This is a genomic window from Antarcticimicrobium sp., from assembly GCF_029212575.1.
Classification (GTDB): domain Bacteria; phylum Pseudomonadota; class Alphaproteobacteria; order Rhodobacterales; family Rhodobacteraceae; genus Antarcticimicrobium.
The window spans coordinates 17,427-43,811 of record NZ_JARGPK010000044.1 but is presented as its reverse complement, the minus strand read 5'-3'; the positions used below and the strand labels follow the sequence as shown (position 1 = coordinate 43,811).

At 65.5% G+C, this 26,385-nt stretch carries 24 protein-coding genes; 18 read left to right on the top strand and 6 right to left on the bottom strand.

The window, feature by feature from the left end; genetic code table 11:
• The 8 genes from P1U75_RS09040 (at position 1) to P1U75_RS09005 (ending at position 9,129) form a co-directional block, all read left to right on the top strand.
• Entirely contained in the window at positions 1–1,218 is a 1,218-nt protein-coding gene (locus tag P1U75_RS09040; RefSeq protein ID WP_300242317.1) for a metal ABC transporter permease, read from the top strand.
• Positions 1,218–2,150, top strand: a complete 933-nt coding sequence (locus P1U75_RS09035; protein WP_300242315.1) for a metal ABC transporter permease — start codon at positions 1,218–1,220, stop codon at positions 2,148–2,150. The genes P1U75_RS09040 and P1U75_RS09035 overlap by 1 nt, the downstream gene beginning before the upstream one ends.
• A 62-nt stretch (positions 2,151–2,212) precedes the next feature.
• A complete protein-coding gene (gene mutL / locus P1U75_RS09030; protein WP_300242313.1) occupies positions 2,213–4,096 on the top strand; it encodes a DNA mismatch repair endonuclease MutL in 1,884 nt (627 codons plus the stop codon).
• 78 nt (positions 4,097–4,174) lie between these two features.
• The gene (gene rmuC / locus P1U75_RS09025; protein WP_300242311.1) at positions 4,175–5,605 is read left to right on the top strand and encodes a DNA recombination protein RmuC; all 1,431 of its coding nucleotides are present in this window, start codon (positions 4,175–4,177) and stop codon (positions 5,603–5,605) included.
• Positions 5,592–6,998 carry an adenylate/guanylate cyclase domain-containing protein gene (locus P1U75_RS09020; RefSeq protein WP_300242308.1) on the top strand — a complete coding sequence of 469 codons (1,407 nt, stop codon included), beginning with the start codon at positions 5,592–5,594 and terminating at the stop codon, positions 6,996–6,998. The genes rmuC and P1U75_RS09020 overlap by 14 nt, the downstream gene beginning before the upstream one ends.
• 5 nt (positions 6,999–7,003) lie before the next feature.
• Entirely contained in the window at positions 7,004–7,318 is a 315-nt protein-coding gene (locus P1U75_RS09015) for a DUF3775 domain-containing protein (protein WP_300242305.1), read from the top strand.
• 234 nt (positions 7,319–7,552) lie between these two features.
• Positions 7,553–7,801, top strand: a complete 249-nt coding sequence (locus P1U75_RS09010; RefSeq protein WP_300242302.1) for a helix-turn-helix transcriptional regulator — start codon at positions 7,553–7,555, stop codon at positions 7,799–7,801.
• Positions 7,801–9,129, top strand: a complete 1,329-nt coding sequence (locus P1U75_RS09005) for a HipA domain-containing protein (RefSeq protein ID WP_300242300.1) — start codon at positions 7,801–7,803, stop codon at positions 9,127–9,129. Before P1U75_RS09010 ends, P1U75_RS09005 begins: the two co-directional genes overlap by 1 nt.
• 241 nt (positions 9,130–9,370) lie before the next feature.
• Here P1U75_RS09005 and P1U75_RS09000 read toward each other — a convergent pair whose 3' ends face one another.
• From P1U75_RS09000 to P1U75_RS08990, 3 genes are read right to left on the bottom strand one after another with little or no spacing between them, the layout of a single operon-like run.
• The gene (locus P1U75_RS09000) at positions 9,371–10,513 is read right to left on the bottom strand and encodes a saccharopine dehydrogenase family protein (RefSeq protein ID WP_300242298.1); all 1,143 of its coding nucleotides are present in this window, start codon (positions 10,511–10,513) and stop codon (positions 9,371–9,373) included.
• A gap of 37 nt (positions 10,514–10,550) precedes the next feature.
• Positions 10,551–11,600: a saccharopine dehydrogenase gene (locus P1U75_RS08995; RefSeq protein WP_300242296.1), complete on the bottom strand. Its 1,050-nt coding sequence runs from the start codon at positions 11,598–11,600 to the stop codon at positions 10,551–10,553.
• Positions 11,601–11,613: 13 nt separating this feature from the next.
• Positions 11,614–12,267 carry a histidine phosphatase family protein gene (locus P1U75_RS08990; RefSeq protein ID WP_300242294.1) on the bottom strand — a complete coding sequence of 218 codons (654 nt, stop codon included), beginning with the start codon at positions 12,265–12,267 and terminating at the stop codon, positions 11,614–11,616.
• Between the two features lie 163 nt (positions 12,268–12,430).
• On the opposite strand from P1U75_RS08990, the gene P1U75_RS08985 reads away from it, so the two are divergent.
• Positions 12,431–13,627 carry a Zn-dependent hydrolase gene (locus P1U75_RS08985; RefSeq protein ID WP_300242355.1) on the top strand — a complete coding sequence of 399 codons (1,197 nt, stop codon included), beginning with the start codon at positions 12,431–12,433 and terminating at the stop codon, positions 13,625–13,627.
• 76 nt (positions 13,628–13,703) lie between these two features.
• Here the strand turns inward: P1U75_RS08985 and P1U75_RS08980 are convergent, their stop codons facing one another.
• Positions 13,704–14,405: a response regulator transcription factor gene (locus tag P1U75_RS08980; protein WP_300242292.1), complete on the bottom strand. Its 702-nt coding sequence runs from the start codon at positions 14,403–14,405 to the stop codon at positions 13,704–13,706.
• The gene (locus P1U75_RS08975; RefSeq protein WP_300242353.1) at positions 14,402–16,273 is read right to left on the bottom strand and encodes a PAS-domain containing protein; all 1,872 of its coding nucleotides are present in this window, start codon (positions 16,271–16,273) and stop codon (positions 14,402–14,404) included. The genes P1U75_RS08980 and P1U75_RS08975 overlap by 4 nt, the downstream gene beginning before the upstream one ends.
• Before the next feature lie 288 nt (positions 16,274–16,561).
• Between P1U75_RS08975 and P1U75_RS08970 the strand changes: the two genes are divergently transcribed.
• The 9 genes from P1U75_RS08970 (at position 16,562) to P1U75_RS08930 (ending at position 25,673) form a co-directional block, all read left to right on the top strand.
• Positions 16,562–18,505, top strand: coding sequence for an AMP-binding protein (locus tag P1U75_RS08970; protein ID WP_300242351.1), 1,944 nt, complete (start codon positions 16,562–16,564; stop codon positions 18,503–18,505).
• Entirely contained in the window at positions 18,502–18,897 is a 396-nt protein-coding gene (locus P1U75_RS08965; protein ID WP_300242290.1) for a hypothetical protein, read from the top strand. The genes P1U75_RS08970 and P1U75_RS08965 overlap by 4 nt, the downstream gene beginning before the upstream one ends.
• The gene (locus P1U75_RS08960; protein WP_300242287.1) at positions 18,890–19,708 is read left to right on the top strand and encodes an ABC transporter ATP-binding protein; all 819 of its coding nucleotides are present in this window, start codon (positions 18,890–18,892) and stop codon (positions 19,706–19,708) included. The genes P1U75_RS08965 and P1U75_RS08960 overlap by 8 nt, the downstream gene beginning before the upstream one ends.
• Before the next feature lie 47 nt (positions 19,709–19,755).
• A complete protein-coding gene (locus P1U75_RS08955) occupies positions 19,756–20,742 on the top strand; it encodes a branched-chain amino acid ABC transporter permease (RefSeq protein WP_300242285.1) in 987 nt (328 codons plus the stop codon).
• Positions 20,743–20,746: 4 nt separating this feature from the next.
• Positions 20,747–21,001: a hypothetical protein gene (locus P1U75_RS08950; RefSeq protein WP_300242282.1), complete on the top strand. Its 255-nt coding sequence runs from the start codon at positions 20,747–20,749 to the stop codon at positions 20,999–21,001.
• 1 nt (position 21,002) lies between these two features.
• Entirely contained in the window at positions 21,003–22,079 is a 1,077-nt protein-coding gene (locus P1U75_RS08945; protein ID WP_300242279.1) for a branched-chain amino acid ABC transporter permease, read from the top strand.
• 80 nt (positions 22,080–22,159) lie between these two features.
• On the top strand, positions 22,160–23,443 hold the full coding sequence (locus P1U75_RS08940; RefSeq protein WP_300242276.1) for an ABC transporter substrate-binding protein: 1,284 nt from the start codon (positions 22,160–22,162) through the stop codon (positions 23,441–23,443).
• A gap of 108 nt (positions 23,444–23,551) precedes the next feature.
• Positions 23,552–24,376 carry an ABC transporter ATP-binding protein gene (locus tag P1U75_RS08935; protein WP_300242274.1) on the top strand — a complete coding sequence of 275 codons (825 nt, stop codon included), beginning with the start codon at positions 23,552–23,554 and terminating at the stop codon, positions 24,374–24,376.
• Positions 24,377–24,500: 124 nt separating this feature from the next.
• On the top strand, positions 24,501–25,673 hold the full coding sequence (locus P1U75_RS08930; RefSeq protein ID WP_300242272.1) for a phenylacetate--CoA ligase family protein: 1,173 nt from the start codon (positions 24,501–24,503) through the stop codon (positions 25,671–25,673).
• Between the two features lie 31 nt (positions 25,674–25,704).
• On the opposite strand, the gene P1U75_RS08925 is transcribed toward P1U75_RS08930, so the two are convergent.
• The gene (locus P1U75_RS08925) at positions 25,705–26,199 is read right to left on the bottom strand and encodes a hypothetical protein (RefSeq protein WP_300242270.1); all 495 of its coding nucleotides are present in this window, start codon (positions 26,197–26,199) and stop codon (positions 25,705–25,707) included.
• Positions 26,200–26,385 lie beyond the last annotated feature (186 nt).

The following is a 26,385-nucleotide window of genomic DNA, read 5'->3' as shown; positions in this document are numbered from 1 at the left end:
ATGGGAAATTTCCTTTCGGCGCTCCTGCTGCAGGCGGGCTATAACGCGGCGCTGGTCGCCACCGGGTCGGCGCTGCTCGGGTTTGCCGCCGGGGCATCGGGCACGTTCCTGTTCCTGCGCAAGCGGGCGCTGGTCTCCGACGCGGTGGCACATGCGACGCTGCCCGGGGTCGGGCTGGCGTTCATCCTCATGGTGGCGCTGGGCGGCGACGGGCGCAGCCTGCTGGGGCTGCTGGCCGGATCGGCGGTAACCGCCGCGCTGGGCCTGTTGCTGGTGGAATGGATCGCGCGACGCACCCGCCTGTCAGAGGATGCGGCCATCGGTGCGGTGCTTTCGGTGTTCTTCGGCGTCGGCATCGTGCTCTTGACGGTGATCCAGACCATGAGCGCAGGGCGGCAGGCCGGGCTCGAAAGCTTTCTGCTCGGCTCCACCGCCGGGATGCTGTTCCAGGACGCGGTGGTGATCGCGGTCGGCGGCACGCTGGCGGTGCTGGCGACCTACCTGTTGCGCCGGCCGATGACGCTGGTGGCCTTCGATCCCGAGTATGCCGCCGCCTCGGGCTATGACGTGCGACGCATCGATCTCGCGATGATGGGGCTGGTGATGGCGGTGACGGTGATCGGGCTCAAGCTGGTCGGGCTGATCCTGATCGTGGCGATGCTGATCGTGCCGCCGGTGACCGCGCGGTTCTGGACCGAGCGCGCCGGGCGCGTGGTCTGGATCGCCGGGGCGCTGGGCGGGGTCGCGGGCTATCTCGGTGCCGCGATCTCGGCCTCGGCGCCGGCGTTGCCGACGGGGCCGATCATCGTGCTGGTCGCCGCCGGGCTGTTCCTGCTGTCGCTGGTCCTGGCCCCGGCACGCGGTGTCGCGGCGGCGCTGCTGCGCCATCGCCGGTTCCAGCGCCGGGTGCACCGGCGGCAGGGCCTGCTGGCACTGGCCCGGTCCGAGCCGATCCTCGAACGCTATACCCTCCGCGTGCTGCGGGCCGAGGGGCTGGTGCGGCCCGATGGTGTCGCCACCGAGGCCGGGCGCGCCCAGGCCGCCAAGGTCGCCCGCGACGAATGCCGCTGGGACATTGCCCGCCAGGTCCACCAGGACGCCGGGCTGACCGGGCGTTATGACGGGCTGACCCCGATCGAAGAGGTGTTTACCGCTGACGAAATCGAAGCGTTCGACAGCCGCCTCGGCGGCCCCCGACCGGTGGGAGGGCTTGCCTGATGGGCAATGAATTCGTCCAGTTCTCGCTCACCCCGATGCTGATCGGCATCCTTGCCGCGGTGGCCTGCGCGCTGCCCGGCAATTTCCTGATCCTGCGGCGGCAGGCGCTGATCGGCGACGCCATCAGCCACGTTGTGCTGCCCGGCATCGTCGTCGCCTTTCTGGTCACCGGCACCGTCGCCGCCATCCCGATGCTGCTGGGCGCGGCCGGGGCGGCGCTGGTCGCGGTGGTGCTGATCGAGGCGATCAAGCGGCTGGGCCGGATCGAACCGGGCGCGGCAATGGGCGTGACCTTTACCACCCTGTTCGCCGCCGGCGTGCTGATCCTGGAACAGACCGATACCTCCTCGGTGCACCTCGACGTGGAACATGCGCTGATGGGCAATCTTGAATCGCTGATCTGGTTCCGGGCCAAGGGCTGGGGCTCGCTGCTCGATCCGGTGGCGCTGGCGGCGCTGCCGGACGAGCTGGGCCGGATCGCGGTGGTCTGCGCGCTGGTGGTGGTGCTCATGATCGTGTTCTGGCGCTGGCTCAAGATCTCGACCTTCGACGAGGGCTTCGCCCAGGCAGTGGGTCTGCCGGTGACGGCGATCGGGCTGGGGCTGGTGGCAACTGCCGCCGTGGCCGCCGTCGCCGCCTTCGACGCGGTCGGCTCGATCATCGTGATCGCCATGTTCATCTGCCCGCCGGCGGCGGCGCGGCTGGTTACCAACCGGCTGGAGCATCAGGTAATGTGGAGCGTGGTCTTCGCCGTGCTCTCGGCGGTGCTCGGCTATGTCTTTGCCGGCTATGGCCCGCTGTGGTTCGGCAGTCAGAACGCGGTCAGCGCGGCGGGGATGATTGCCGCTGTCTCCGGCGTGATCCTCGGGCTGGCCTGCCTGTTCGGTCCGCACCGGTCCCGCGTCGGGGTCGGCCGGGAAGAGGTGCTCTGAGCGCCGCGCCAATCGCGGAACCATCTGGCAGAATCGCGTGAGACCATGCTAGGTATAGCGGTATGGGTTACCAAAACCGCAATATCGGCGAAGACCGCCCCGTCATCCGCCAGCTCGACGATACCGCGATCAACCGCATCGCGGCGGGCGAGGTGGTCGAACGCCCGGCCTCGGCGGTCAAGGAACTGGTCGAGAACGCCATCGATGCCGGTGCCAACCGGATCACCATCGAGATTGCCGACGGTGGCAAGACGCTGATCCGTGTCACTGACGACGGCTGTGGCATCGCGCCGGGCGATCTGCCGCTGGCGCTGTCGCGTCATGCCACGTCAAAGATCGACGGCTCCGACCTGCTGAACATCCATACCTTCGGCTTCCGGGGCGAGGCGCTGCCCTCGCTCGGCGCGGTGGGGCGTCTGACCCTGACCAGCCGCGCCCCGGGCGAGGAGGCTGCCACGCTGCGCGTCGCAGGCGGGCGGATGGAGCCCACGCGCCCCGCCGCCCTGCGCGCCGGAACCGTGGTGGAGCTGCGCGACCTGTTCTTTGCCACGCCTGCCCGGCTGAAGTTCATGCGTTCCGACCGCGCCGAAAGCCAGGCGGTCACCGATGTGGTCAAACGGCTGGCGATGGCCGAGCCTGCCATCGGCTTTACCTTGCGCGACGTCTCCGGCGGCGGCGAGGGGCGGGTCACCTTCCGCGCCGAGGCGGAGAACGGCGAACTTTTCGGCGCGTTGCAGGCGCGGCTCTCGCGCATCCTGGGCCGTGACTTTGCCGAGAATGCCATGCCGATCGACGCCACGCGCGAGGGGATCCGGCTGTTCGGCTATGCCGCCTTGCCGACCTATTCGCGCGGCGCGGCGGTGATGCAGTACCTTTTCGTCAATGGCCGCCCGGTGCGCGACCGGATGCTGACCGGGGCGCTGCGCGCGGCCTATTTCGATTTCCTCAGCCGCGATCGCCACCCGGCCGCCGCGCTGTTCCTCGATTGCGATCCCAAGCTGGTCGACGTCAACGTGCATCCGGCCAAGTCCGAGGTGCGGTTCCGCGAGCCGGGCGTGCCGCGCGGGCTGATCGTCTCGACCCTGCGGCACGCGCTGGCCGAGGCGGGGCATCGCGCCTCCTCCACCGTGGGGGCGGCAACGCTGGGGGCGATGCGCCCCGAGACCCCCGGCGCGCCGCCGCGCGTCTACCAGATGGATCGCCCCTCGCCCGGCGCCCGCGCCGCTGCCTACCAGGCGCAGGCCCCGATGGAGCCGGCCCCGGCCTATGGTGCGCGGCCCGAGCCGGGCTTTGCCGAGCTTTCAGCCGCCTATAGCGGTCGGGTGGTCGAGGACACGGAAAGCGCGCCGGACCGCGCCGCCGAATCCCTGCCGCTGGGCGCGGCGCGTGGGCAGGTGCACGAGAATTACATCATCGCCCAGACCGAGACCGGCATGGTGATCGTCGATCAGCACGCTGCGCATGAGCGGCTGGTCTATGAAAAACTCAAGAAACAGATGGCGGAAAATGGCGTCGCGGCGCAGGCGCTGTTGATCCCGGAGATCGTGGAGCTTTCCGGTGGCGACTGTGCCCGGCTGCTGGAGGTGGCGGGCGATCTGGAGAAAATGGGCCTTGGCATCGAGGCCTTCGGCGGAAATGCCGTCGCCGTGCGTGAAACCCCCGCGATCCTGGGCGAGGTGAACGCCGAGGCGATGATCCGCGATATTCTTGACGAGTTGGATGACGAGGGCGACAGCCAGCTGGTTCAGGCCCGGATCGAGGCGATCCTGAGCCGGGTGGCCTGTCACGGCTCGATCCGCTCGGGGCGCCGGATGCGGGCAGAGGAGATGAACGCGCTGTTGCGCGAGATGGAGGCGACGCCGCATTCGGGCCAGTGCAACCACGGACGACCCACCTATGTGGAGCTGAAGCTGACCGATATCGAACGTCTGTTCGGGCGCAGCTGAGGGCGGCCTTGCCTTTTCCGATTGCTTGGTTCAACTGGAGAGGGAAAGAACCAAACAGGAACGGGGGCCGAGAGGACGATGGATGATGTTCTGAACGCGATACAGGCCCTCCCGCCGCAACAGATCCTGATCTGGGCGACGGTGGCCCTGTCGCTGCTGGTCCTGGCGCTGCTGCTGCGCCAGATCGCGTTGCGCGCGCTGATCCGGGAGTTGCGCCCCTATGAGGACGAGGCGCAGGCCCTGCGGCTGGAACTGGCCGAACAGCGCGCCCAGGCCGGGCGGATCCCCGAATTGCTGCAGGTGGTCGAGGATCTGCGCCGCCTGCATGGCGACGAACAGCAATTGCGCATCAGCGCCGAGACCGAGTTGAAGACCCTGAAATCCGAACATGCCGCCCGGCTGGAGGAGCTGCGCGGCATGAAGAAGGAGATGGAGGATCGCTTTGCCGCGCTGGCCTCCGGCGTGTTGCAGCGCAACTCCGAATCTTTCCTCAAACTGGCCTCGGAACGGTTCAAGTCGCACGAGGTCACCGCCAGCGAGGATCTGGAGAAACGCAAGACCGCGATCGAGAACCTGGTCAAGCCGCTGAACGAGAAGCTGACCGTCTTCGACACCCGCATCAAGGAGATCGAAAAGGCCCGCAACGATGCCTATGGCGCGATTCGCGAACAGGTGCGCCAACTGGCCGAGGGGCAGGCCAGCCTGGGCACCGAGACGCGCAAGCTGGTGCAGGCCCTGCGCGCGCCCAAGACCCGGGGCCGCTGGGGCGAGATGCAGTTGCGGCAGGTGTTCGACATGGCCGGCATGGCCGAGAACGTCGATTACACGCTGGAACACCACATGGACACCGACGACGGCGCCCGCCGCCCCGACGCCATCGTCAAGATTCCCGGCGGCAAGAGCATCGTGATCGACGCCAAGACCCCGCTGGAAGCCTATCTCGACGCGCTGGAATGCGAAACGCCCGAGCAGCAGCAACACCACCTTGCCCGCCACGCCGCGCAGGTGCGCCAGCATGTGAAACTGCTGTCCTCCAAGGCCTATCAGGACCAGATCGCGACAACGCCGGATTTCGTGGTGATGTTCATCCCCGGCGAGACCTTTGTCTCGGCCGCGGTGGAGGCGGACGCCGAGCTGATCGAATACGCCTTCGAGCGCAAGGTGCTGATCGCCACGCCGACCACGCTGATGGCGCTGGTCAAGGCCATCGCCTATGGCTGGCAGCAGGAGAAGATGGCCGAGAACGCGGTCGAGGTGCAGAAGGTCGCGAAAGAGCTGTATGACCGGCTCAACACCTTTGGCGGTCATCTGGACGCGGTGGGCAAGGGGCTGAACCGCTCGGTCGATCACTACAACAAGGCGGTCGCCTCGATGGAAAGCCGGGTGCTGCCCTCGGCCCGCAAGTTCGAGGCCATGGGCGTGGTTACCCAAGGATCGGAGATCGAGACGCCCGCTCTGGTCGAGGGGCGCGGGCGCGGGTTCGCCGCCGTGACCGATGGTGCCGAGTAAGCTCTGGCCGGTACGGCCGCCCCCTGAAACCATCCGGCTGTTCCGCGAGGCCGAGCTTCGGGCCGAGGGGCTCGTGGGGCTCTTGCGGATGCTTTCGGTGCTGATCCTTGTGCTGTCTTTCACGTTGGTCGCCGCCGATATGGAACCTCCAGCCCAGTCTGACGTGCTCGAGAAACAGTGGTTCTATGCCACAGCGATGATGGCGGGGTATTTCGTCCTCGGCGCTTTGGCCTGGTGGGGCTACCGGCGCGGCTGGCTGCGGATCTGGATGATCTGGCCGGCGGCCGCTGCCGACTGCCTGTTCTTCCTGTGCGGGGTGTGGATCAGCATGGTGAACACCGGACTTCCCGGCAGCCATGCCTTTGTCTTCACCGCGGTCTGGCTGGGGCCGGTGGTGCTGGCTTTCGGCGTGCTGCGGTTCAATCCCGGGATCCAGGCGTTCATCGCACTGCTCACCGTGGGGGGGCTTGCCTACCTGATAAGCCTGCCGGCGGGCGAGGGGTTCGTGCCGCGTTCGGGCGTCGCGGGGCTGTTTCTGGCCTCGGCGCCCAACGCGATGCGGGTGGCGATGCTGGGCCTTGCGGGCGCGGTACTGGTGGTGGCGGCGGTGCGTACCAGGCTGTTGTTGCTGCGCTCGATCACCGAGGCACGCAACGCCGCCAACCTCACCCGCTACCTGCCCGGGCAACTGGCCCCGCGCCTTGCCTCCGGCGGGCTGGAGGAGCTGCGCCATGGCCGCAGGATCGAGGCGGGCGTACTCTTTATCGACCTGCGCGGCTTCACCCGCCTGTCGCAGGGCATGAGCGCGCAGGACTTGTCGGCCTTCGCCACCGAATACCGCCGCCGGGTCACCGCCGTGGCCCGGACGACGGGGGGTATCCTTGACAAGTTCATGGGCGATGCCGCGATGATCGTGTTCGAGGAGGGCGCGGATTCCGCCGCCACCGCCGGCGCCTGCGTCGATTGCGCGCTGCGCCTGCGCGATGAGATCGCGGACTGGTCGCTGGCGCGCGTCGCGGCGGGCGCGCCGGCGTTGCGGGCGGGAATTGGGCTGCACTGGGGGCCGGTCTTCAGCGGCGTGGTCGGCACCAGCGACCGGCTCGAATACTCGGTCTTCGGCGACACCGTGAACATCGCCGCCCGGCTGGAGGAAGAGACCAAGCGGTTGGATGCGGATATTCTGGCGTCCTGTGATATCCTGTCGCGCGCCGGGCGGGACCGGGACTATGCCCCCTGGGACATGACCGCCGAAACCGAACTGCGCGGCCGCGATGGCGTTCTGCGTTTGCGCGGGATACGCAGGACACAGGAGCCGGCGCAGTTTGCGCAGGATCAAAGACCGGGGTGCGCGGGCGGGTATCAGATGACCGGACCGACGCGAACAGAAGGATGAGAACCATGGAGATTTCCGCGCGCAAACTGGCGCAGGTGGCGATGATGGCGCGGGAACTGGGCCGCGCCGAGGGCGAATTGCGCGCCTTCATCGACCGCATGAGCGAGGATGAACAGGCCGAGCTGGTGGCGGTCATGTGGATCGGCCGCGAAAGCTTTTTCGCCGAGGATTGGGACGAGGCGCTGGCGACCGCCAAGACCGAGGCCACGACCCCCTGCGCCGATTACCTGATCGGCACGCCGCACCTGTCCGACAATCTGGAAAACGGGATGGACGCGCTGGGCATCTCGGTCGAGGACGTGGAAAACGACCTGATGTAGGCGCCGCGCCACGGGAGAATAGAGATCAAGAAAGGGGGCCGCGCGGCCCCAGCCCCTGTCGGTAAATTTTGAAGCCCGTCGCCGCGGCAGACTTTTCGTACAAAACTTTGTAAATATCCTTTTTATATAGAATATTGTAAGTATCGTTTTTATACACTAATCTGTATAAGTTACGAATATACATAGAACTGTAAAATCATGAGACCAAAGAGCGATACAATCACGCCCAGGAAGGTGCGATCTGTTGATGAACTTGGTCGTGCGCTGCGTGCGGCGCGCAAGGCCAAGGGCATGACACAAGGTGAACTCGCGCGGGTCGCGGGCCTTCAGGCGCATCACATCTCGACGATTGAGACGGGAGCCACCAAACCGACAGCGGCAACGATCTTCATCTTGCTGTCCGCACTGGATCTGGATTGCGTGCTGTCGCCGCGCGGGTCTCGCAACGCCGGCAAATCCTCGAGCATCGAGGATATCTTCTGATGGGTCGCCGGGCGAAGAGCATACCGCTTGCGGTCTACATGAACGGTCGAAGGGTCGGCACGCTGACGCGCGAGGCCACTGGGGCGACGACATTCACCTATCATGACGACTGGCTGGGATGGGAAAATGCCTTTCCGGTCTCGCTGTCGCTTCCCCTTGAGGCTGGGATCCAAAAGGGGGAGAGGGTTGTCGCGGTATTTGACAATCTCCTGCCCGACAACGTTGTGTTGCGCCGGACCGTCGCTGAAAGAATGGGCGCGAGGGGAGATGACCCGCACTCCTTACTGGCAGCGATTGGCCGTGACTGCGTGGGAGCAATGCAGTTCATTCCTGATGGCGATGATCCGGGCGCACCCTTCTTGATTGAAAGCGATCGGGTCGATGAGGTGGCTGTCGAAGACATCCTGAAAAACCTGTCCCACAGCCCGCTCGGCGTGGACCGGAAGCAAGCGTTTCGCATTTCTGTTGCCGGCGCACAGGAAAAAACAGCGCTTCTACGCCAAGACGGGGAGTGGCACATTCCCCATGGTCTGACCGCGACCACCCATATTCTGAAGACCCGGATGGGCCGATTGCAAAACGGGATAGACATGACTACGAGCCTGGAAAACGAGCTGCTATGCTTGCGCCTGGCTGAAGCGTTCGGATTTGATATTAATAACGTGTGGATCGAGCGGTTCGGAAAAACCGATGCGCTGGTGATCGAGCGTTTCGACCGGAAGATGTCGAAAGGGCGCCGCCTGAGATTACCCCAGGAAGATTTTTGTCAGGCCTTGGGTGTGCCGTCTTCTCAGAAATACGAGCAAGAGGACAGTGGCCCTGGAATGAAGGACTGCCTTGAACTCCTCCTGGGCTCCTCCAACAGCGTGGACGACCGGGTGACATTCTTCGCCTCCCAGCTTTTCTTCTGGATGATCGGGGCGACCGACGGGCACGCGAAGAACTTCTCGATTTTCCTGGGCCCGGGCGGGTTTCATATGACGCCTCTCTACGACATCCTGAGTGCGGAACCTGCATATGCGAGCGGTCAAATCCGCCTGCAGCAGATGCAGCTGGCGATGGCCGTCCGCGGCGGAAAACGGTACTACCGGATCGACCAGATCCATCCGCGCCATTTCTGGGAAACCGGCCCGAAGTTAGGCCTTGGAGAAGCCTTGGTGGAGGGCGCTTTCAATATGATTGTGGAGCGCGAAGAGAATGTTTTCGATCGAGTGGCAGAGGGTCTTCCAGGAGATTTCCCGGGCAAAATTCTGGATCCAATCCTGGTTGCCGGGAAAAGACGCCACGCGATGATTTGCGATTATCTTGAAAGCCTTCGAGCGGGGTAGGTGCAAAGCGCGCAAGACAAAGTGCCTGGCCTGTATTTTGTCTTGCGGGAAAAAATCTGCGATGTCCGTCGAAGATATCTTCGAGACAATGTTCATTCAGAAACCCCCACAGATTCCTCCAAAGGCGCCGTTCAAGGTGATTTCTAAAGGGTAGATTGGCCAAAATTTGGCCAACCAAAGTTTTCATTTCAACATTTGCCGACAGGGGCTGGGGCCGCGCGGCCCCTTTCCGTTGCCCGGGTCATGCCAGGTGATCGACCACCTCGATATGCTGGGCGAGTTTGCCGATCTCGCCCATCCAGTCGGCCACCAGTTCTGGCGCGCTCGGGGCGGCATGCACGCCCGGCGCGATCCGGCCCGCGATCACCGATTCGACCGCCAGCGCCACGGTGACCGAGACCAGCCGCGCCATCGCGCTGCCGCGCGCATCGCCCCAGGCGTCCATCACATAGGTCTTGTGCCAGACCTCCTTGCCGTCCTTCTCGGCGGTGAGGCCAACGCAGAGCACCACGCGGTCCGGCTCGCCCTCGTCATAGGCGTTCTGGTCCCAGAAATGGTCCGACATCTGTTTCAGCCGCGCGTCGCCCTCGGGGCCGGTCAGCGTCTCGACCTCGCGGAACACATCCGACCAGGCCTGCGCCCAGCCCTCCAGCCGCAGCGTGCCGCGCACGAACTGCTTGACCGGCCAATCCGCACCGAACCCGTACTCGGCCATAAAGGGCAGGCTGTCGCGGTTGGGGTAAACCTCGAAATCCTCGGGCGTCGGCAGCGGCGCGGTGTAGCTGCTGATCGCATCCCAGGGCCGGTCGACCTCGAATTCCTCGGAATCGCGGATCGACCGCGACGGCGAACGCAGCGCCTTGAGCACCCCCAGCGGCGACCAGGAGAACTTGTAGCGGAAATCGTTGGGGATCTTCGGCACCCCGCCGCAGTAAGAGATGAAGCTGAGGTGATTCTGCGCATCGAAGGCGTCGGAGGCGCGGTAATCGGCCATCAGCGCATGCGCCATCAGGTGGTCGATGCCGGGATCGAGACCCACCTCGTTGACCAGCGTCACGCCCGCTGCCTTGGCCTTGTCGTCCAGCGCCCGCATTTCCGGCGCGATATAGGAGGACGAGACGAAATTGGCGCCCTTGGAGATCGCCAGTTCGGCCAGCGGCACGTGCCAGTCGCCGGGCAGCATCGAGACGACGACATCGCCTTTCTTCAGCGCCGCACCGATTGCCTCCATGTCAAAGGCGCGGATATCGTCGGCCAGATCGCCGACCGCCTCGCGCGCCTTGTCGACCGTCCGGTTCCAGACGGTCACCTGTTGTCCCGCTTCGAGCAGCCTGCGCAGCCCGGGAATGGCCGAAAGGCCGGTTCCGCACCAGTGAATGGTCATGGGTCGTTCCCCCTGTTTGAATTAAAGTTTCGCCGCCTCAGCCCATGTGGCTGTCAAAGGTGGCCTTGGCCCGACCCCAGACGCCCGTGTCGAGTGCATCCAGCGTCAGCAGCGACGGCAAGAGCTGCGCCGCGAAATCCTGCGAACTTTCCACCGGCAGCATCGAGGGCAGGTTGTCGATCGCCATCACGTCCAGCACCGGGTTTTCCGCCACCCGCAGCACCGGGGCCTCCCAGGTGGTGGCGCGGTCATAGATGGGGACCGGGTTGTAATCGCTGTCCGGGTCGCAGGCGACATCACCGATGGCGCTCAGCCGGCGCGGCGCGGTCAGCGCTGATTTCGGCACGAAGACCGGCGTGCCGGGCCGCGCGAAGATGCAGTTGAGGAAAAGGTCGTGCTCCAGGATCTCCGGGAACGGCCCGCCGCCTGCGGTCTCGGCCATGTCCCATTTGGTCACCGCGACACCCAGCGCCTCGCACAAATCGGCCGCGCCGGTGCCGACCCGGCCCAGCGCGCCGATCACGATGGCGCGGGGGCGCGGGGCGTCGAGCGCGTCCAGCTCGCCCCCCAGTTCGGACAGCAGCGCATCCTTGCCGGGATAGACCCCGACCGGCCCGCAGATCCCGCCGCGCTGCTGCGCCGCCCAGGCCTTGAGCGTCACCGCAGCACCCGCGTAACCGGCCCAATAGCCAAAGGCGGCCACCCGGCGCCCGGCCTCGTCCACCAGGTACTCCAGGTCATACAGCGTGCCGCCGCCAGCCTTGAACCGCCGCAGCAACTCCTTGCCCGAATGCTGCCCCTTGAAGGCGTGGCCGAACATGATGTGCCGGTGCGGCAGCGGCGTGCCGTCCTCGGGCAATTCCTTGAGCCCGAAGATGATCGCGTCACGCGGCGCCTGCGGCCAGCTGTTTTCCGCCGCGATTGTGCAGCCCGCCGCGCTGTAACCGTCGATCGGGATGGCACGGACCGAGCTTTCCTCGACCGTGACCTCGATCCCCCTGGCGATCAGCGCCGCTGCGCCCTCGGGGGTCAACCCGACGCGGTCTTCGTTTGGCCGTTGCTCGGCCCGGACCCAGAGATGCGTCATCGAAAGGCTCCTTTCACAGATGGGTTTGGGCGTAATGCCGCTCGGGCAGTTCCAGGTGCGGCACCGCGTTGAACAGAACCGGGCTCAGCCGGTCGCCGATGGGAAATACCCGGTGCAGCGAGGTGTTCATGATCGCCAGCGCCATCCGCGCCATCGCCGGGGTGTCAAGCTCCAGCATCTGCCGCATCACCATGGCGATCAGCCCGCCGGAGGTGACCACCAGCGCCGGGCCGGACCCGGCCGCGATCTCTGCCAGCGCCTCGCGCACGCGGGTCTCGAAATTCCCGAAGCTCTCCGGCGTCCCCTCGATCTCGCCCCGCTGCCAGGCTTCGAAGACCATCGGCAGGTGCGCCACGAACCCCTCGCGGTCCTTCGGGATCGCCACGCCCTTTTGTTGTTCCAGAAGCTGGGCGAGGGTGAAATATTCCAGCTCGTTGAGCCGCGGATCGCGAATGGCCTCTTCGCCCACGCCCATCCCCTGCGCCGTTTCCAGATGCCGGGTCAGCGTGCCGCAATAGACCCGCCCCTGGTGGCCGGTCGAGGCGCGCAGATACTCCCCCAGCCATTGCGCCTGCTGGTGGCCCAGCGGGCTGAGCCGGTCATAGTCTGCCTCGTCCCGGGCCTCGGTATTGGCCTGGCCGTGGCGGATCAGGGTAATCTGGGACATGGCACGCGCCTTTGTGGTTCGCGCCCCTCTTATGCCAGCGCCGCGCGGGGGAAAAGGGAGGTGCCGCGGAGAGAGGGGAAAATTTCCCGCGCAAGCGGCGGTTGCGGTTTGCTCCGCCGCGCCACCGTGCGATGTCTGAGCGAACCCCGATGGAGGAATGGCGATGAAAGTGGATGCGGAACGGTTCCTGGCGGATCTGCACAAGCTGCGGGAATTCGGTGCGGCAGGCGTCGGCAAGGGCGTGGTCCGCCCGGCCTATTCAAAGGCGGACATCGCGGCGCGCGACTGGCTCGCCGGGCGGATGCGGGAGGCCGGGCTGACGCCGCAATTCGATCCCGTCGGTAACCTCTTCGGGCTGGCCGAAGGGGCCTCGCTGCTGCTGGGCTCGCACAGCGACAGCCAGCCCGAGGGCGGCTGGCTTGACGGCGCGCTGGGGGTGATCGCCGCGCTGGAGGTCGCCCGCGCCGCGCAGGAGGCCGACGGACCGCCGATCTCGGTGGTCAGCTTCGAGGATGAGGAGGGCCGCTTTGGCGTCACCACCGGCAGCGCGGTCTGGGCAGGATCGACGCCGCTGGAGGTGGCCGACGGGTTGACCGACCGCGACGGCGTCAGCTTTGCCGCCGCGCGCGCCGCGATCGGGGATCGGTCGGGCGATTTTATCGACCCGGCGCGCTTCACCGGCTATGTCGAGATGCATATCGAACAGGGGCCGGTGCTGGACGGCAGCGGTGAAAAGGCGGGCGTTGTGACCGACATCGTCGGCATCCGCGACATGCGCATCACCTTTTCCGGCCAGCAGAACCACGCCGGCACCACGCCGATGCACCTGCGCCGCGATGCCTTCCAGGCGCTGGCGGCCTTCAACGCGGCGATCAACGCGCGCTTTCGCAACGTGGTCACCCCGGCGACGGTCTGGACCATCGGCCATGTCGGCCTGCATCCCAACGCCTCCTCCATCGTGCCGGGGCGGGCGACCTTCTCGATGCAGTGGCGTGACGGCGACAGCGACCGGCTGAACCGGATGGAGCGGATCATCCGCGACACCGCCGAAGAGATCGCGCAGGCGCAGGGAATGGGCCTGAGTTTCGGCCCGATGCTGGGGCTGGAGCCGGTGGCGATGGATGCGACCCTGCGCGCCGCGCTCGAAGCCGGCGCCGAGGCGGTGGCGCCGGGCAACTGGCGCAAGATGCCCTCCGGCGCGCTGCACGACGCCACCAACGTGGCGCGGCTGATGCCGGTGGCGATGCTCTTCACCCCTTCGATCGGCGGCATCAGCCATGCCTTCGAGGAGGATACCGACGAGGCCGATCTGGTGGCCGGGCTCAGAGTGCTGGCGGAGGCGGTGGGTCGGCTGAGGTGAGGTTCGGTCCCGTGGTCTTTTTCTGGCCTCAAGTACTCCCGCCGGAGGCACGCCGCGAAGCGGCGTTCGCTCTCCCTCACCCCCAGCCCACATCCCCCAGGAAAATATACCCCGCCCCGTAGATCGTCTTGATCAGGCGCGGGTTCTTGGGGTCCTCGCGCAGCTTGGTGCGCAGGCGAGAGATACGCACGTCCATCGCCCGGTCAAAGCTTTCGCCGGCCGCGCCGCCCAGGGCGTCCTGCATCTGCGCCCGGCTGATCAGCCGCTTGGGGCTGTCGAGAAACAGCCGCAGCACCTCGCCCTCGGCATGGGAGAACGGGGTTTCCGCGCCGCTCTCGTCCTCCAGCACATAGCGGTCGAAATGCGCGGTCCAGCCGTTGAACCGGGCGGTATTGCCCGATTTCGGCGGCGCGCGCCCGGCGCGCAGCCGGGCGCGGATGCGGGCCACCACCTCGGCCGGGTCGAACGGCTTTGTGATGTAATCGTCGGCGCCCAGTTCCAGCCCGGTCACCCGGTCCTGCACCTGTGCGCGCCCCGAGATGATGATCACCGTGGCGCCACGCTCCAGCGCCAGCCGGTGCACCAGCGCCAGCCCGTCGGTATCGGGCAGCGACAGATCGACCAGGCAGACGTCCGGCGTCACCCGTTGCAGGGCCGCCTCGAACTCGCGCGCGCGTCCGAAACACTGGGTGCGGAATCCGGCCTCCTCGAGCGCCTCGGTCAGGATGGCGCGGATCTCCGGCTCGTCGTCGAGGATGGTGACAAGCGGCGCGTTCATGCCGCAGCCTCGCTGCCGATCAGCGCCGAGAGCTGGGCGCGGGTGAACGGCTTGCTCAGCACCGGCGCGCGGGAAAGGGCGGCGCGGTGCAGCGGATCGCCCTGCGGCAGCGAGGTCATCAGCACGATCGGCGGCCCGCCCGCCGCCACCCGCTCCAGCAGGTCAATGCCGGTCGCCTTGCCCTGAAGCCGGATGTCCGAGAGCACCAGCCGGATATCCTCCACATCGGCCAGAAGCGCGCTCGCCTCATCGACCGAGGCCGCCTCGATCACCGTGTGGCCCAGCTCCACCAGCATGTCGCGGACCGTGGCGCGCAGCTCGTCGCTGTCCTCGACCAGAAGCGCCAGCCCCCCCGCCACCGCCGGGGCGGCCCGGTGGGGCAGCCGCAGGATCACGCTGGCGCCGCTGGCGGTGTTGCGCAGCCGCAGGTCGCCGCCAGTGAGCTTGACCATGTCATAGACCATCGGCAGCCCCAGCCCCGACCCCTCGCCCCCCTTGGTGGTAAAGAACGGGTCCAGAGCCTGTTTCAGCGCCTCGGGCGAGAACCCGGGGCCGGTGTCGCTGACGGAGATTTCCAGCCAGATATCGCCGACCGCATGGGCCGATACGGTGATCTGCCCGGTCGCGCCGCAGGCATCGCGGGCGTTCAGAACCAGGTTCAGAAGCGCGTCCTGCAACATGCCGGGATCCAGCATGATCTGCGCATCGGGGGCATGGTCCAGCACGCTCAGCCCGACCCCCCGCGGCAGGCTGGGCGAGGCGAGGATCTTCAGGTCGTGGAGCAGCACGTGCAGATCGGTGGCGCGCGGGCGCAGGGTGCGCTTGCCGGTCATGTCCGCGATCCGGTCCAGCAGCCGCCCGCCGCGCCGCGCCGTGGCCTGGGTCGCCGCCACCAGTTCCCGTGCCTCTTCCGGCAGGGTCATCTTGGCCAGCTTGCCCTGCATCCCTAGGATGATGGTCAGCAGGTTCGAGAAATCATGCGCCAGCCCGCTGGTCATCTGCGCCGCCAGGGCGCGCCGCCGGGTCTGCTGCAGGGCGACCCGGGCCTGGGTTTCCTCGGTGATGTCCATCGACATCAGGTAGACACCGCCTTGCCCGTCGGGGGTCATGGCGACGCGGATACGGCGCGAATTCTGGTCTTCGGTGAACTCGAACACCGGGCTGTGCCCGGCATAGGCGGCGTTGAGATGGGGCTCCACCTTGGCAAAGCTGCCGGGGGCCAACGCCTCTGTCATATGCATGCCGACGATCTCCGACAGGCTGCCGGGCAGAACCGCGCTGAGCCGCCGGTTGGAATAGGTATAGCGCCCCTGCGCGTTCACATGGGCGATGTGGGCCGGTATCATTTCGGTGGTCAGGCGGGTGCGCGCCTCGGCCTCGGTCAGCTGTCGCTTGGCCGCCTCCAGTGCGGTGATCGTCGCCGCCAGTTCCCGGTTGGTGGCCGAAAGCTCCTCGGCATGGGCCAGAACCTGGTCCGAAAGCTCCTCGGAGCGGGCGCGTAACAGTTCCTCGGATTTCTTGGCGCGGGTGATATCGGTATAGACGGTGACCCACCCGCCCTGCGGCAGGGGAGAGCCCTCGACCGAAATCGTGCGCCCGTTGGCGCGGGGCCGCTCCATGTAATGCGGCTCAAAGGCGCGGGCCTGCTCGACCTTCTGGGCGACATAGGCATCCACGTCTTCGACCTCGCCGTAATCTCCGGCCTCGGCCAGGTAGCGGACGGCGTCCTCGAACCGCGCGCCGGGGGTTACCAGTTGGTCGGGCAGGCTGAACATCTCCTGGTACCGGCTGTTGGCGAGCGCCAGCCGCAGATCCTGGTCATAGATCGACAGCGCCTGCGCGATCAGGTTCAACCCCGCGCTGGCCATCGCCCTGATCTGCTGGTCGGTTTCGGTCACGTCGGTTTCCTCCGTGCCTATGGCTATCATCGCCCGGGGGAGGCGGAAAGGGGCGGAGCGGCCCTGTAACACCCTCTGCCCCGGCCCTCCATCCTTGTAACAATTCGTAAGATTCTGGAAAACATCAGGAAAAAGTTGACGACGACTTCTTTGGCTGTCCCTTATTGGGGCAGAACCGTGAAAACGGTCGGGTCCGGTTGAAAATGCCGGAGTGGGAGGAGATAGAAATTGGCTCAGACGCAGTCTGGCGCCGAAGGGATGCTGTCCCTTCCGGCGCTGCTTCATCGCAATGCGACCCAGTTCGGGACGGCCCCCGCCTATCGGGAAAAGGAATTCGGGATCTGGCAGGGCTGGACCTGGGCTGAAACCGAAAAGGAAATCGAGGCGCTGGCGCTGGGGCTGATCAACCTGGGCGTCAACGAGGGCGACTTCATCGCCGTCATCGGCCGCAACCGACCACATCTCTACTGGTCGATGGTCGCCGCCCAGTCGGTCGGCGCGATTCCGGTGCCGCTCTATCAGGACGCGGTGGCCGAGGAGACGGCCTATGTGCTGGGCCATTGCGGCGCGCGCTTCGTCATAGCCGGCGACCAGGAGCAGGTCGACAAGGTGATCGAGGTGCAGGACCAGCTGCACCAGTTCGAACACCTGATCTACCTCGATCCGCGCGGGCTGCGCAAATACGATCATTCCCACCTGCATGAGTATTCCCATGTGCAGAACCAGGGCCGCGCCGCCCGGGACGAGTTCATCGGCGAGCTGACCGCGCGGCGCGAAAAGCTCACCTACGACAGCACCTGTGTGATGCTCTACACCTCGGGCACCACCGGCAAGCCCAAGGGCGTGGTGCTGTCCAACCGCAACGTCATCGAAAGCGCCAAGAACTCTGCCGAGTTCGATCACCTGACCCGGAACGAGGACATCCTGTCCTATCTGCCGATGGCCTGGGTCGGCGATTTCATCTTCTCGGTCGGCCAGGCCTATTGGTGCGGCTTCGCGGTGAACTGCCCCGAAAGCGCCGACACCATGATCACCGACCTGCGCGAGATCGGGCCGACCTATTTCTTTGCCCCGCCGCGCGTGTTCGAAACCCAGCTCACCAGCGTGATGATCCGCATGGAGGACGCCGGGCGTCTGAAAAAGGCGATGTTCCACAGCTTCATGGAGCACGCCCGCAAGGTCGGCCCGCGGATTCTGGACGGCAAGCCGGTCAACGCCTGGGACCGGATGAAATACGCCCTCGGCAATATCCTGGTCTACGGCCCGCTCAAGGACACGCTCGGGTTTTCCCGCGTCCGGGTCGGCTATACTGCGGGCGAGGCGATCGGGCCGGAGATCTTCGATTTCTACCGCTCGCTAGGCATCAACCTCAAACAGCTCTACGGCCAGACCGAGGCCACCGTGTTCATCACCGTGCAGCCCGATGGCGAGGTGCGCGCCGATACCGTCGGTGTGCCCGCCCCGGACGTGGAAATCCGCATCGCCGACAATGGCGAGATCTTCTACCGCAGCCCCGGCACCTTCGTCGAATACTACAAGAACGCCGAATCCACCGCCTCGACCAAGGATCCCGAAGGCTGGGTCGCCACCGGCGACGCCGGCTTCATCGAAGAGGGCAGCGGCCACCTGCGCATCATCGACCGCGCCAAGGACGTGGGCAAGATGGCCGATGGCGCGATGTTCGCCCCCAAGTATGTCGAAAACAAGCTCAAGTTCTATCCCGACATCCTCGAAGTGGTCCTGTTCGGCAATGGCCGCGACCGCTGCGTCGCCTTCATCAACATCGACCTGACCGCCGTCGGCAGTTGGGCCGAGCGCAACAACATCGCCTATGCCTCCTACCAGGAACTGGCCGGCCACCCCAAGGTGCTGGGCGCGATCCAGGAGCATGTGGAGGCGGTCAACCGCTCCGTCGCGCAGGACGAGATGCTGTCAGGCTGCCAGGTGCACCGCTTCGTCGTGCTGCACAAGGAACTGGATGCCGACGACGGCGAGATGACCCGCACCCGCAAGGTGCGCCGCCGCATCGTCGAAGAGAAATACGCCGATATCATCGCGGCGCTCTACGACGGCTCCGCGACCGTCTCGACCAAGACCGAGGTCACCTACGAGGACGGCCGCAAGGGCCATATCAGCGCCACGCTGGAAATCCGCGACGCGGCGGTGCAGCCGGTCTCGCCGCACCGGGTGGCGGCGGAATGAGCGACAGGTTGGATTACGAAAAAGTAAACAAAACCGGCCGCGTTTCGAAGCGGGGCCAGGAAATCGTTGACGGCAAAAAACTGACGGACCGACAGAAAAATCGGCTGAGTGAAGGCATTGAGAAGGCGCACAAGAAGGCTGCGGCAACTGTGGAAAAGTTGAGAGAAAGGGAAGCCGAACTCGAGCCGCGCAATCCGAAACAGCAGGTAGCGTATCTTGACCATTTGTTTCGCGAGCTTTCACCGTCCCACAAGCAGTCCAAGCAATATGGGCTTTTCCTGAAGGAAAAGATTGCGCAGTTGAGAGCGTCGCCGGCCTGCCAAGAGCAAGAGAAATCGAAAGCCTGTCCTAAAGTTCATACTGCAAAGAAGAAGGATACTCGCCATGCTTGATCAGGCCGAGGGGTACACCACCGCGGATGGCCGAAAGATCGGCGGCGTGGTGATGGAAATGAAGAACATCACCCTGCGATTCGGCGGCGTGGTGGCGATCAAGGACATCTCCTTTGACATCCGCGAGGGCGAGATCCGCGCCATCATCGGGCCGAACGGCGCCGGCAAATCCTCGATGCTGAACGTGATCTCGGGCTTCTACGTCCCGCAGGAGGGCGAGGTCTGGTTCCACGGCAGCAGGCGGCCGCCGATGCGCCCCTACGAGGTGGCCCGCCAGGGCATCGCGCGCACCTTCCAGAACATCGCCCTGTTCGAGGGGATGAGCGTGCTCGACAACGTGATGACCGGGCGGCTGACCCACATGAAGACCGGGGTGTTCTCGCAGGCGCTGTGGAAGGGGCCGGCGGAGAAAGAGGAAAACGAGAACCGCGAAGTGGCGGAGAAGATCATCGACTTCCTCGAAATCCAGCACATCCGCAAGACGCCGGTCTCGCGCCTGCCCTACGGGCTGAAGAAACGTGTCGAACTGGCCCGCGCGCTGGCCGCGCAGCCCAAGCTGCTGCTGCTCGACGAACCAATGGCCGGCATGAACGTCGAGGAGAAAGAGGACATGTCGCGCTTCATCCTCGACGTGAACGACGAATTCGGCACCACCATCGCGCTGATCGAACACGACATGGGCGTGGTGATGGACCTCTCCGACCGCGTTGTGGTGATGGATTACGGCAAGAAGATCGGCGACGGCAGCCCCGACGAGGTGCGCAACAACCAGGACGTGATCGACGCCTACCTGGGGGTTGCCCATGACTGAGCTGAGCAACAACCGCGCCATGCCGGCACAACAAAAGGGAGGCGCAGATGCCTGATCAAGTGGTTTTCGCCATGGAGGTCACCCTCAACGGCCTGATGGCCGGGGTGCTCTACGCGCTGGTCGCGCTCGGCTTCGTGCTGATCTACAAGGCGTCCGGCATCTTCAACTATGCCCAGGGGGTGATGGCGCTGTTCGCCGCGATGACTCTGGTCGGGATCATGGAGGGGCAGGTGCCGTTTTCGCACCTGATCAATGCCATGTTCGGCACCGACGTGCACCATTTCGGCTGGCATCTGCCCGGTCTGGCGGCGATCCTGCTGACCATGGTGGTGATGGTGGCGCTGGCCTGGTGCGTGCAGCAGTTCGTGATGCGCCACCTGGTCGGGCAGGAACCGATCATCCTGTTCATGGCCACCATCGGGCTGGCCTATTTCCTCGAGGGCCTCTCCGACCTGATGTGGGGCTCCGAGATCAAGAAGCTCGACGTCGGCCTGCCGCAGGGCCTCAACGAGATGATCGACAACGCCACCTACAATATCTTCGGCTACGGCTTTTTCATCGACAACCTCGATATCGTCGCCACCGTGATCGCCGCGCTGCTGGTGATCGCGCTGGTCGCCTTCAGCCAGTACACCAAGGAGGGCCGCGCCATGCGCGCGGTGGCCGACGACCACCAGGCGGCGCTCTCGGTGGGGATCTCGCTCAACTTCATCTGGGTCATGGTCTGGTCGGTCGCGGGCTTCGTCGCGCTGGTCGCCGGCATCATGTGGGGCACCAAGTCCGGCGTGCAGTTCTCGCTGTCGCTGATCGCGCTCAAGGCGCTGCCGGTGCTGATGCTGGGCGGCTTCACCTCGATCCCCGGCGCCATCGTCGGCGGCCTGATCATCGGGGTGGGCGAAAAGCTGTTCGACTTCATGATCGGGCCGCTGGTCGGCGGCGCCACGGAAAACTGGTTCGCCTATGTTCTGGCGCTGATCTTCCTCGTGTTCCGTCCGCAGGGGCTGTTCGGCGAGAAGATCATCGAGAGGGTGTGACGCAGTGAGACAGACCATTGCCATCGTCAACGTGATCGCCTGGTCCGGCTTCTGGGCCTTCGGCTACATCGCGCTCACCTCCAGCGACCTGTCCGAACGGCAGGTGGTGATCGCCGCGATCCTGGCCTGCGTCGGCTTTCTCACCGGGATACTGGCCTACATCAAGCTCAGCCGCGCCTCCGAGGACAGCGGTCTGGAAAACAAGAAAACGCTCGACGCCGCCATGCGCGAGCGGGCGCAAGCGCAAGGGGGCCACTGACGTGTTTTACCGTGAAGCGGGCGATTTCAAGACATCCTATCAGCAGGACAACCAGACCTTTCCGATCCGGTTCGACCGCTATCGTTACTACGTTGTCCTGGCCGTGGCCTTCGGGGTGGTGCCGTTCCTGATCAACGATTACTGGGCCAACGCCATCCTGGTGCCGTTCCTGATCTATGCGATCGCGGCGATCGGGCTGAACATCCTGACCGGCTACTGCGGCCAGGTCTCGCTCGGCACCGGCGGTTTCATGGCGGTGGGCGCCTATGCCTGCTACAAGCTGATGACGGCCTTTCCCGAACTCAGCATGTTCATCCATGTGATCCTGGCCGGTGGTGTCACCGCGCTTGTCGGCGTGCTGTTCGGCCTGCCAAGCCTTCGGATCAAGGGCTTCTACCTCGCCGTGGCGACGCTGGCGGCGCAGTTTTTCCTGGTCTGGCTGTTCAACCGGGTGCCGTGGTTCTACAACTACTCCGCCTCGGGCCAGATCTCCGCGCCCGAACGCGATGTGTTCGGAATTCTGGTTACCGGCCCCAATGCCCCGTCCTGGGCGGTCTACCTGTTCTGCCTGATCTTTGTCACCTTCGCCGGCGTCCTGGCCCGCAACCTCACGCGCGGCACGATGGGACGCAGATGGATGGCGATCCGCGACATGGACATCGCCGCCGAGATCATCGGGGTGAACCCGCTGACCGCCAAGCTTTCGGCCTTTGCCGCCAGCTCGTTCTTCGTGGGCATCTCGGGCGCGCTGTTCTTCTCGGTCTATCTCGGGGCGGTCGAGGTCGGCGAGGCTTTCGGCATCCAGAAATCCTTCCTGGTGCTGTTCATGGTCATCATCGGCGGGCTGGGATCGATCTTCGGCGCCTTTGCCGGTGCCGCCTTTCTGGTGGTGCTGCCGGTGGCGCTGAAACTGGTCGGCGTCGATATGCTGGGCTGGGCCACGGATATCGTGGCGCATTTCCAGCTCGTCATCGTCGGCGCGCTGATTGTCGTGTTCCTGATCCTGGAACCGCACGGCCTGGCGCAGCTCTGGCGCGTCGCCAAGGAGAAACTGAGGCTCTGGCCGTTCCCGTACTGACGGGGCCGACCACTGATGAGGGGGGAGGAGCCCGCCTCGTGAAACGACACATCGGACGAAACCAAGGGAGGAATGACCCGATGAAGAAGAGACTGACAGCACTGGCGCTTGGCGCCCTGATGGCCGCGGGGCCCGCAATGGCGGATCTCGTGTTCCCGTCGCTCAGCTACCGCACCGGCCCCTACGCCGCCAACGGCATCCCCTTCGCTGACGGCTATGCCGACTACTTCACGCTGCTGAACGAGCGGGACGGCGGCATCGGCGGCGAGCCCGTCAAGATGATCGAATGCGAGACCGGCTACAACACCGAGAAGGGTGTGGAATGCTACGAGGCGACCAAGGGCGAAGGCGCGCTGGTCTATCAGCCGCTCTCGACCGGCATCACCTATCAGCTGATCCCGAAAGCCACCGCCGACGGCATCCCGGTGCACTCGATGGGCTATGGCCGGACCTCGGCCAAGAACGGTTCCGTGTTCCGCAACATCTTCAACTACCCGGCCAACTACTGGGACGGCGCCTCGGTCGCGATCACCCATATCCTGAACGCGGAAGGCGGCGACCTGAGCGGCAAGAAGGTCGCGCTGGTCTACCACAACTCGGCCTATGGCAAGGAACCGATCCGCACCCTGGAAGAGCTGGCCAAGAAGCACGGGTATGAGCTGACCCTGCTGCCGGTCGATCACCCGGGCCAGGAACAGAAAAGCCAGTGGCTGCAGATCCGCCGCGAAAAGCCCGACTACGTGATCATGTGGGGCTGGGGCGTGATGAACCAGGTCGCCATCCAGGAGGCCGTGAACATCCGATTCCCGATGGATCACTTCATCGGCATCTGGTGGTCGGGGTCGGAAAACGACGTGCTGCCGGCTGGCGAAAAGGCCAACGGCTACAAGGCGCTGACCTTCCACAACTTCGGCAGCAACTACCCGATCTATGCCGACCTGAAGAAATACGTCTATGACGCGGGCAAGGCTGCCGGCGCCGGCGACCAGTCCGGGACCGTGCTCTACAACCGGGGTCTCTATGCCGCGATGCTGGCCGCCGAGGCCGCCAAGACGGCGCAGGACATCCACGGCACCAAGGCGATCACCTCGCAAATGATGCGCGACGGCATGGAAGCGCTGGAAATGACCGAGGAGAAGATGAGCGCGCTGGGCCTTCCCGCCTTCGGGCCGGAGTTCAAGGTCTCCTGCGAGAACCATGGCGGCAACGGCTTCGGCGCGGTGTCCCAATGGGATGCGGCCGCGGGCGAGTTCAAGATGATCACCGACTACTTCCAGTCGGACCAGGACGTCCTGAACCCGCTGATCTCCGAGGATTCCTCGGCTTACGCCAGCGAGAACAACATCGAGCCGGGCTGCAACTAGGCCCCGCCCGCACATGAACCGGAGGCGGCGGTCAACCGCCGCCTCCACCCCCAAAGGTCAAACCGCCCGTGACGGCCCAGTCCCGGGATGCGGAAAGAAGGACACCAGATGCTGGACGCCGGACAAACCAGGGAGACCCTGCTTGAGGTCAACAATATCGAGGTGATCTACAACCATGTGATCCTCGTGCTGAAAGGCGTCAGCCTCAACGTGCCCAAGGGCGGCATCACCGCGCTTCTGGGCGGCAACGGCGCCGGCAAGACCACCACGCTCAAGGCGATCTCGGCGCTGCTGCAATCGGAACGCGGCGAGGTCACCAAGGGCTCGGTCAAGTACCGCGGCGAACCGGTGCACCACGCCGACCCCGCCGACCTGGTGCGCCAGGGCGTGATCCAGGTGATGGAGGGGCGCCATTGTTTCGAGCATCTCACCGTCGAGGAAAACCTGCTCACCGGCTATTACACCCGCAAGTCGGGCAAGGCCGAGATGATGGCAGACCTCGAAAAGGTCTATGCCTATTTTCCCCGCCTCAAGGAGCGCCGCCGCAGCCAGGCCGGCTATACCTCGGGCGGCGAACAGCAGATGGTCGCCATCGGCCGCGCCATGATGGCCAAGCCCGAAACCATCCTGCTGGATGAGCCCAGCATGGGCCTCGCGCCGCAGCTGGTCGAAGAGATCTTCGGCATCGTCAAGGATCTGAACGAGCGCGAGGGCGTGACCTTCCTGCTGGCCGAGCAGAACACCAACGTCGCGCTGCGCTTTGCCCACTACGGCTATATCCTGGAGTCCGGCCGCGTGGTGATGGACGGCCCCGCCGCCGACCTGCGCGAAAACCAGGACGTCAAGGAATTCTATCTCGGCATGTCCGACGAGGGCCGCAAGAGCTTCCGCGACGTGCGCTCCTATCGCCGCCGCAAGCGGTGGCTGAGCTGACCGCGCACCGGACAGGGACCAAGGCAGGCCGGACCGGCGCGCAGCCGGCGCCACGGCGAAACAGGGCGGGGATCTTCCCCGGCCATCAGGGGCAGCGGCCCGAGGACAAGGACGAGGCTTAACGATGACCGCTCATTATGACGACCTGGAAACCCGCTCCGCCGACGCCCGCGCGGCCGACCAGCTGCAGGCGCTGAACGCCAACCTGGCGCGCAACGGACTCGATCCGCTGGACGATCTCGCCGGTCTCTCTGCCCTGCCGGTGCTGCGCAAGTCCGAGCTGAGCGAACGGCAGAAGGCATCGGCACCCTTCGGCGGGCTGCCGGTCTCCAACGTGGCTCATATCTTCCAGTCGCCCGGCCCGATCTACGAACCCGGCGGGATCAGCCACGACTGGTGGCGCATGGGCCGCTTCCTGCATGCCGCCGGCATCGGCAAGGGCGACATCGTGCAGAACTGCTTCGGCTACCACCTGACGCCGGCCGGCATGATCTTTGAAAGCGGTGCCCGCGCCGTCGGCGCCGCCGTGGTGCCCGCCGGCACCGGGCAGACCGAGCTTCAGGCCCGCGCCGCCCATGACATCGGGGTCACCGCCTATGCCGGCACCCCGGACTACCTCAAGATCATCCTCGACAAGGCCGAGGCGATGGGCCTGCCGCTGAAGATCGCCAAGGCGGCGGTGGGCGGCGGCGCGCTGTTCCCCAGCCTGCGCGCCGAATACGCCGATCGCGGCAGCGCCTGCCTGCCAAGCTACGCCACCGCCGACCTGGGCAACATCGCCTATGAAACCCCGGCGATGGAGGGGATGATCGTCGACGAGCATGTCATCGTCGAGATCGTCACCCCCGGCACCGGCACCCCCGTCGCACCCGGCGATGTGGGCGAGGTGGTGGTGACCACGCTCAACCCCGACTACCCGCTGGTGCGCTTCGCCACCGGCGATCTCTCCGCCGTGTTGCCGGGCGCCTCGCCCTGCGGCCGCACCAACATGCGGATCAAGGGCTGGATGGGTCGCGCCGACCAGACCACCAAGATCAAGGGCATGTTCGTGCGCCCCGAACAGGTGGCCGCGCTGGTCGACAAGCATGCCGAAATCGTCAAGGCCCGCGTCATCGCCACCCGCAACGGCGAGATGGACGCCATGACGGTGCAGATCGAGGCGGAAGGCGGCGACGCTCGCGCCTACGCCAACAGCGTCGCCGATCTCCTAAAGCTCAAGGGCAGGATCGAGATCGTCGCTCCCGGCGCCCTGCCCAGGGACGGGCTGGTGATCGAGGACCAGCGCAAGTACGACTGAGGGGCCGCGCACGGCGCCGCCCCTTCCCCTGTCAATAGCGGCCGATCTCCACGCGCTGTTCCTCTAGGACCTTTCCGGCCGACGAGACCGCCCGAACAACCGCGAAATAGCGGTTTCCCTTGCCGCCCGAACAGGGCGGAAGATAGCCCTTCGAGGCGTATTTCCCGGTCGCCCTTGCCGCCGAGACGACCTTGGCCTTTCCTGGCAGTTTCCCCTTGAGACCGGGAACCGAATACAGGTCGGCCGAGGCGCCGCTCACCGGATAGCCGATGACGCCATGCCCGCCGTTCTTCGACAGTGGCTGATAATCCCGGTCATTATAGGCGACATAGACCCAGGCGGTTCCGCCCGGCAGGTTCGAAACCGTCATCGGCGGGGTGGATCCCTTGCCTCCGAACAGCGTGCACTGCTGGCCCTTCGGAACGCTTTTTCCGTCCCATCCGCCACCGAGCGCGATCGACATGTCGGCGCAGGCGGCCCCGGCGGCGAAAATCAAGCCGGTGCATAGAGCAATGGTGGTTTTCAATTGCATCTCCCAAATAGATGTTCTCGATGCCGCGACGGTAGCAGAGCCTACCATGCTGTCCAGTAAATCGCGCTGGAAATCCGACCATTAAGCTAGGATAAAGGGGCAACACCCGAGCGCGAGGTTCCCCTTGTCCCAGACCAGCGACGCCACCGGCATCGACTACGCCCCCCACGGCAGCCGCCG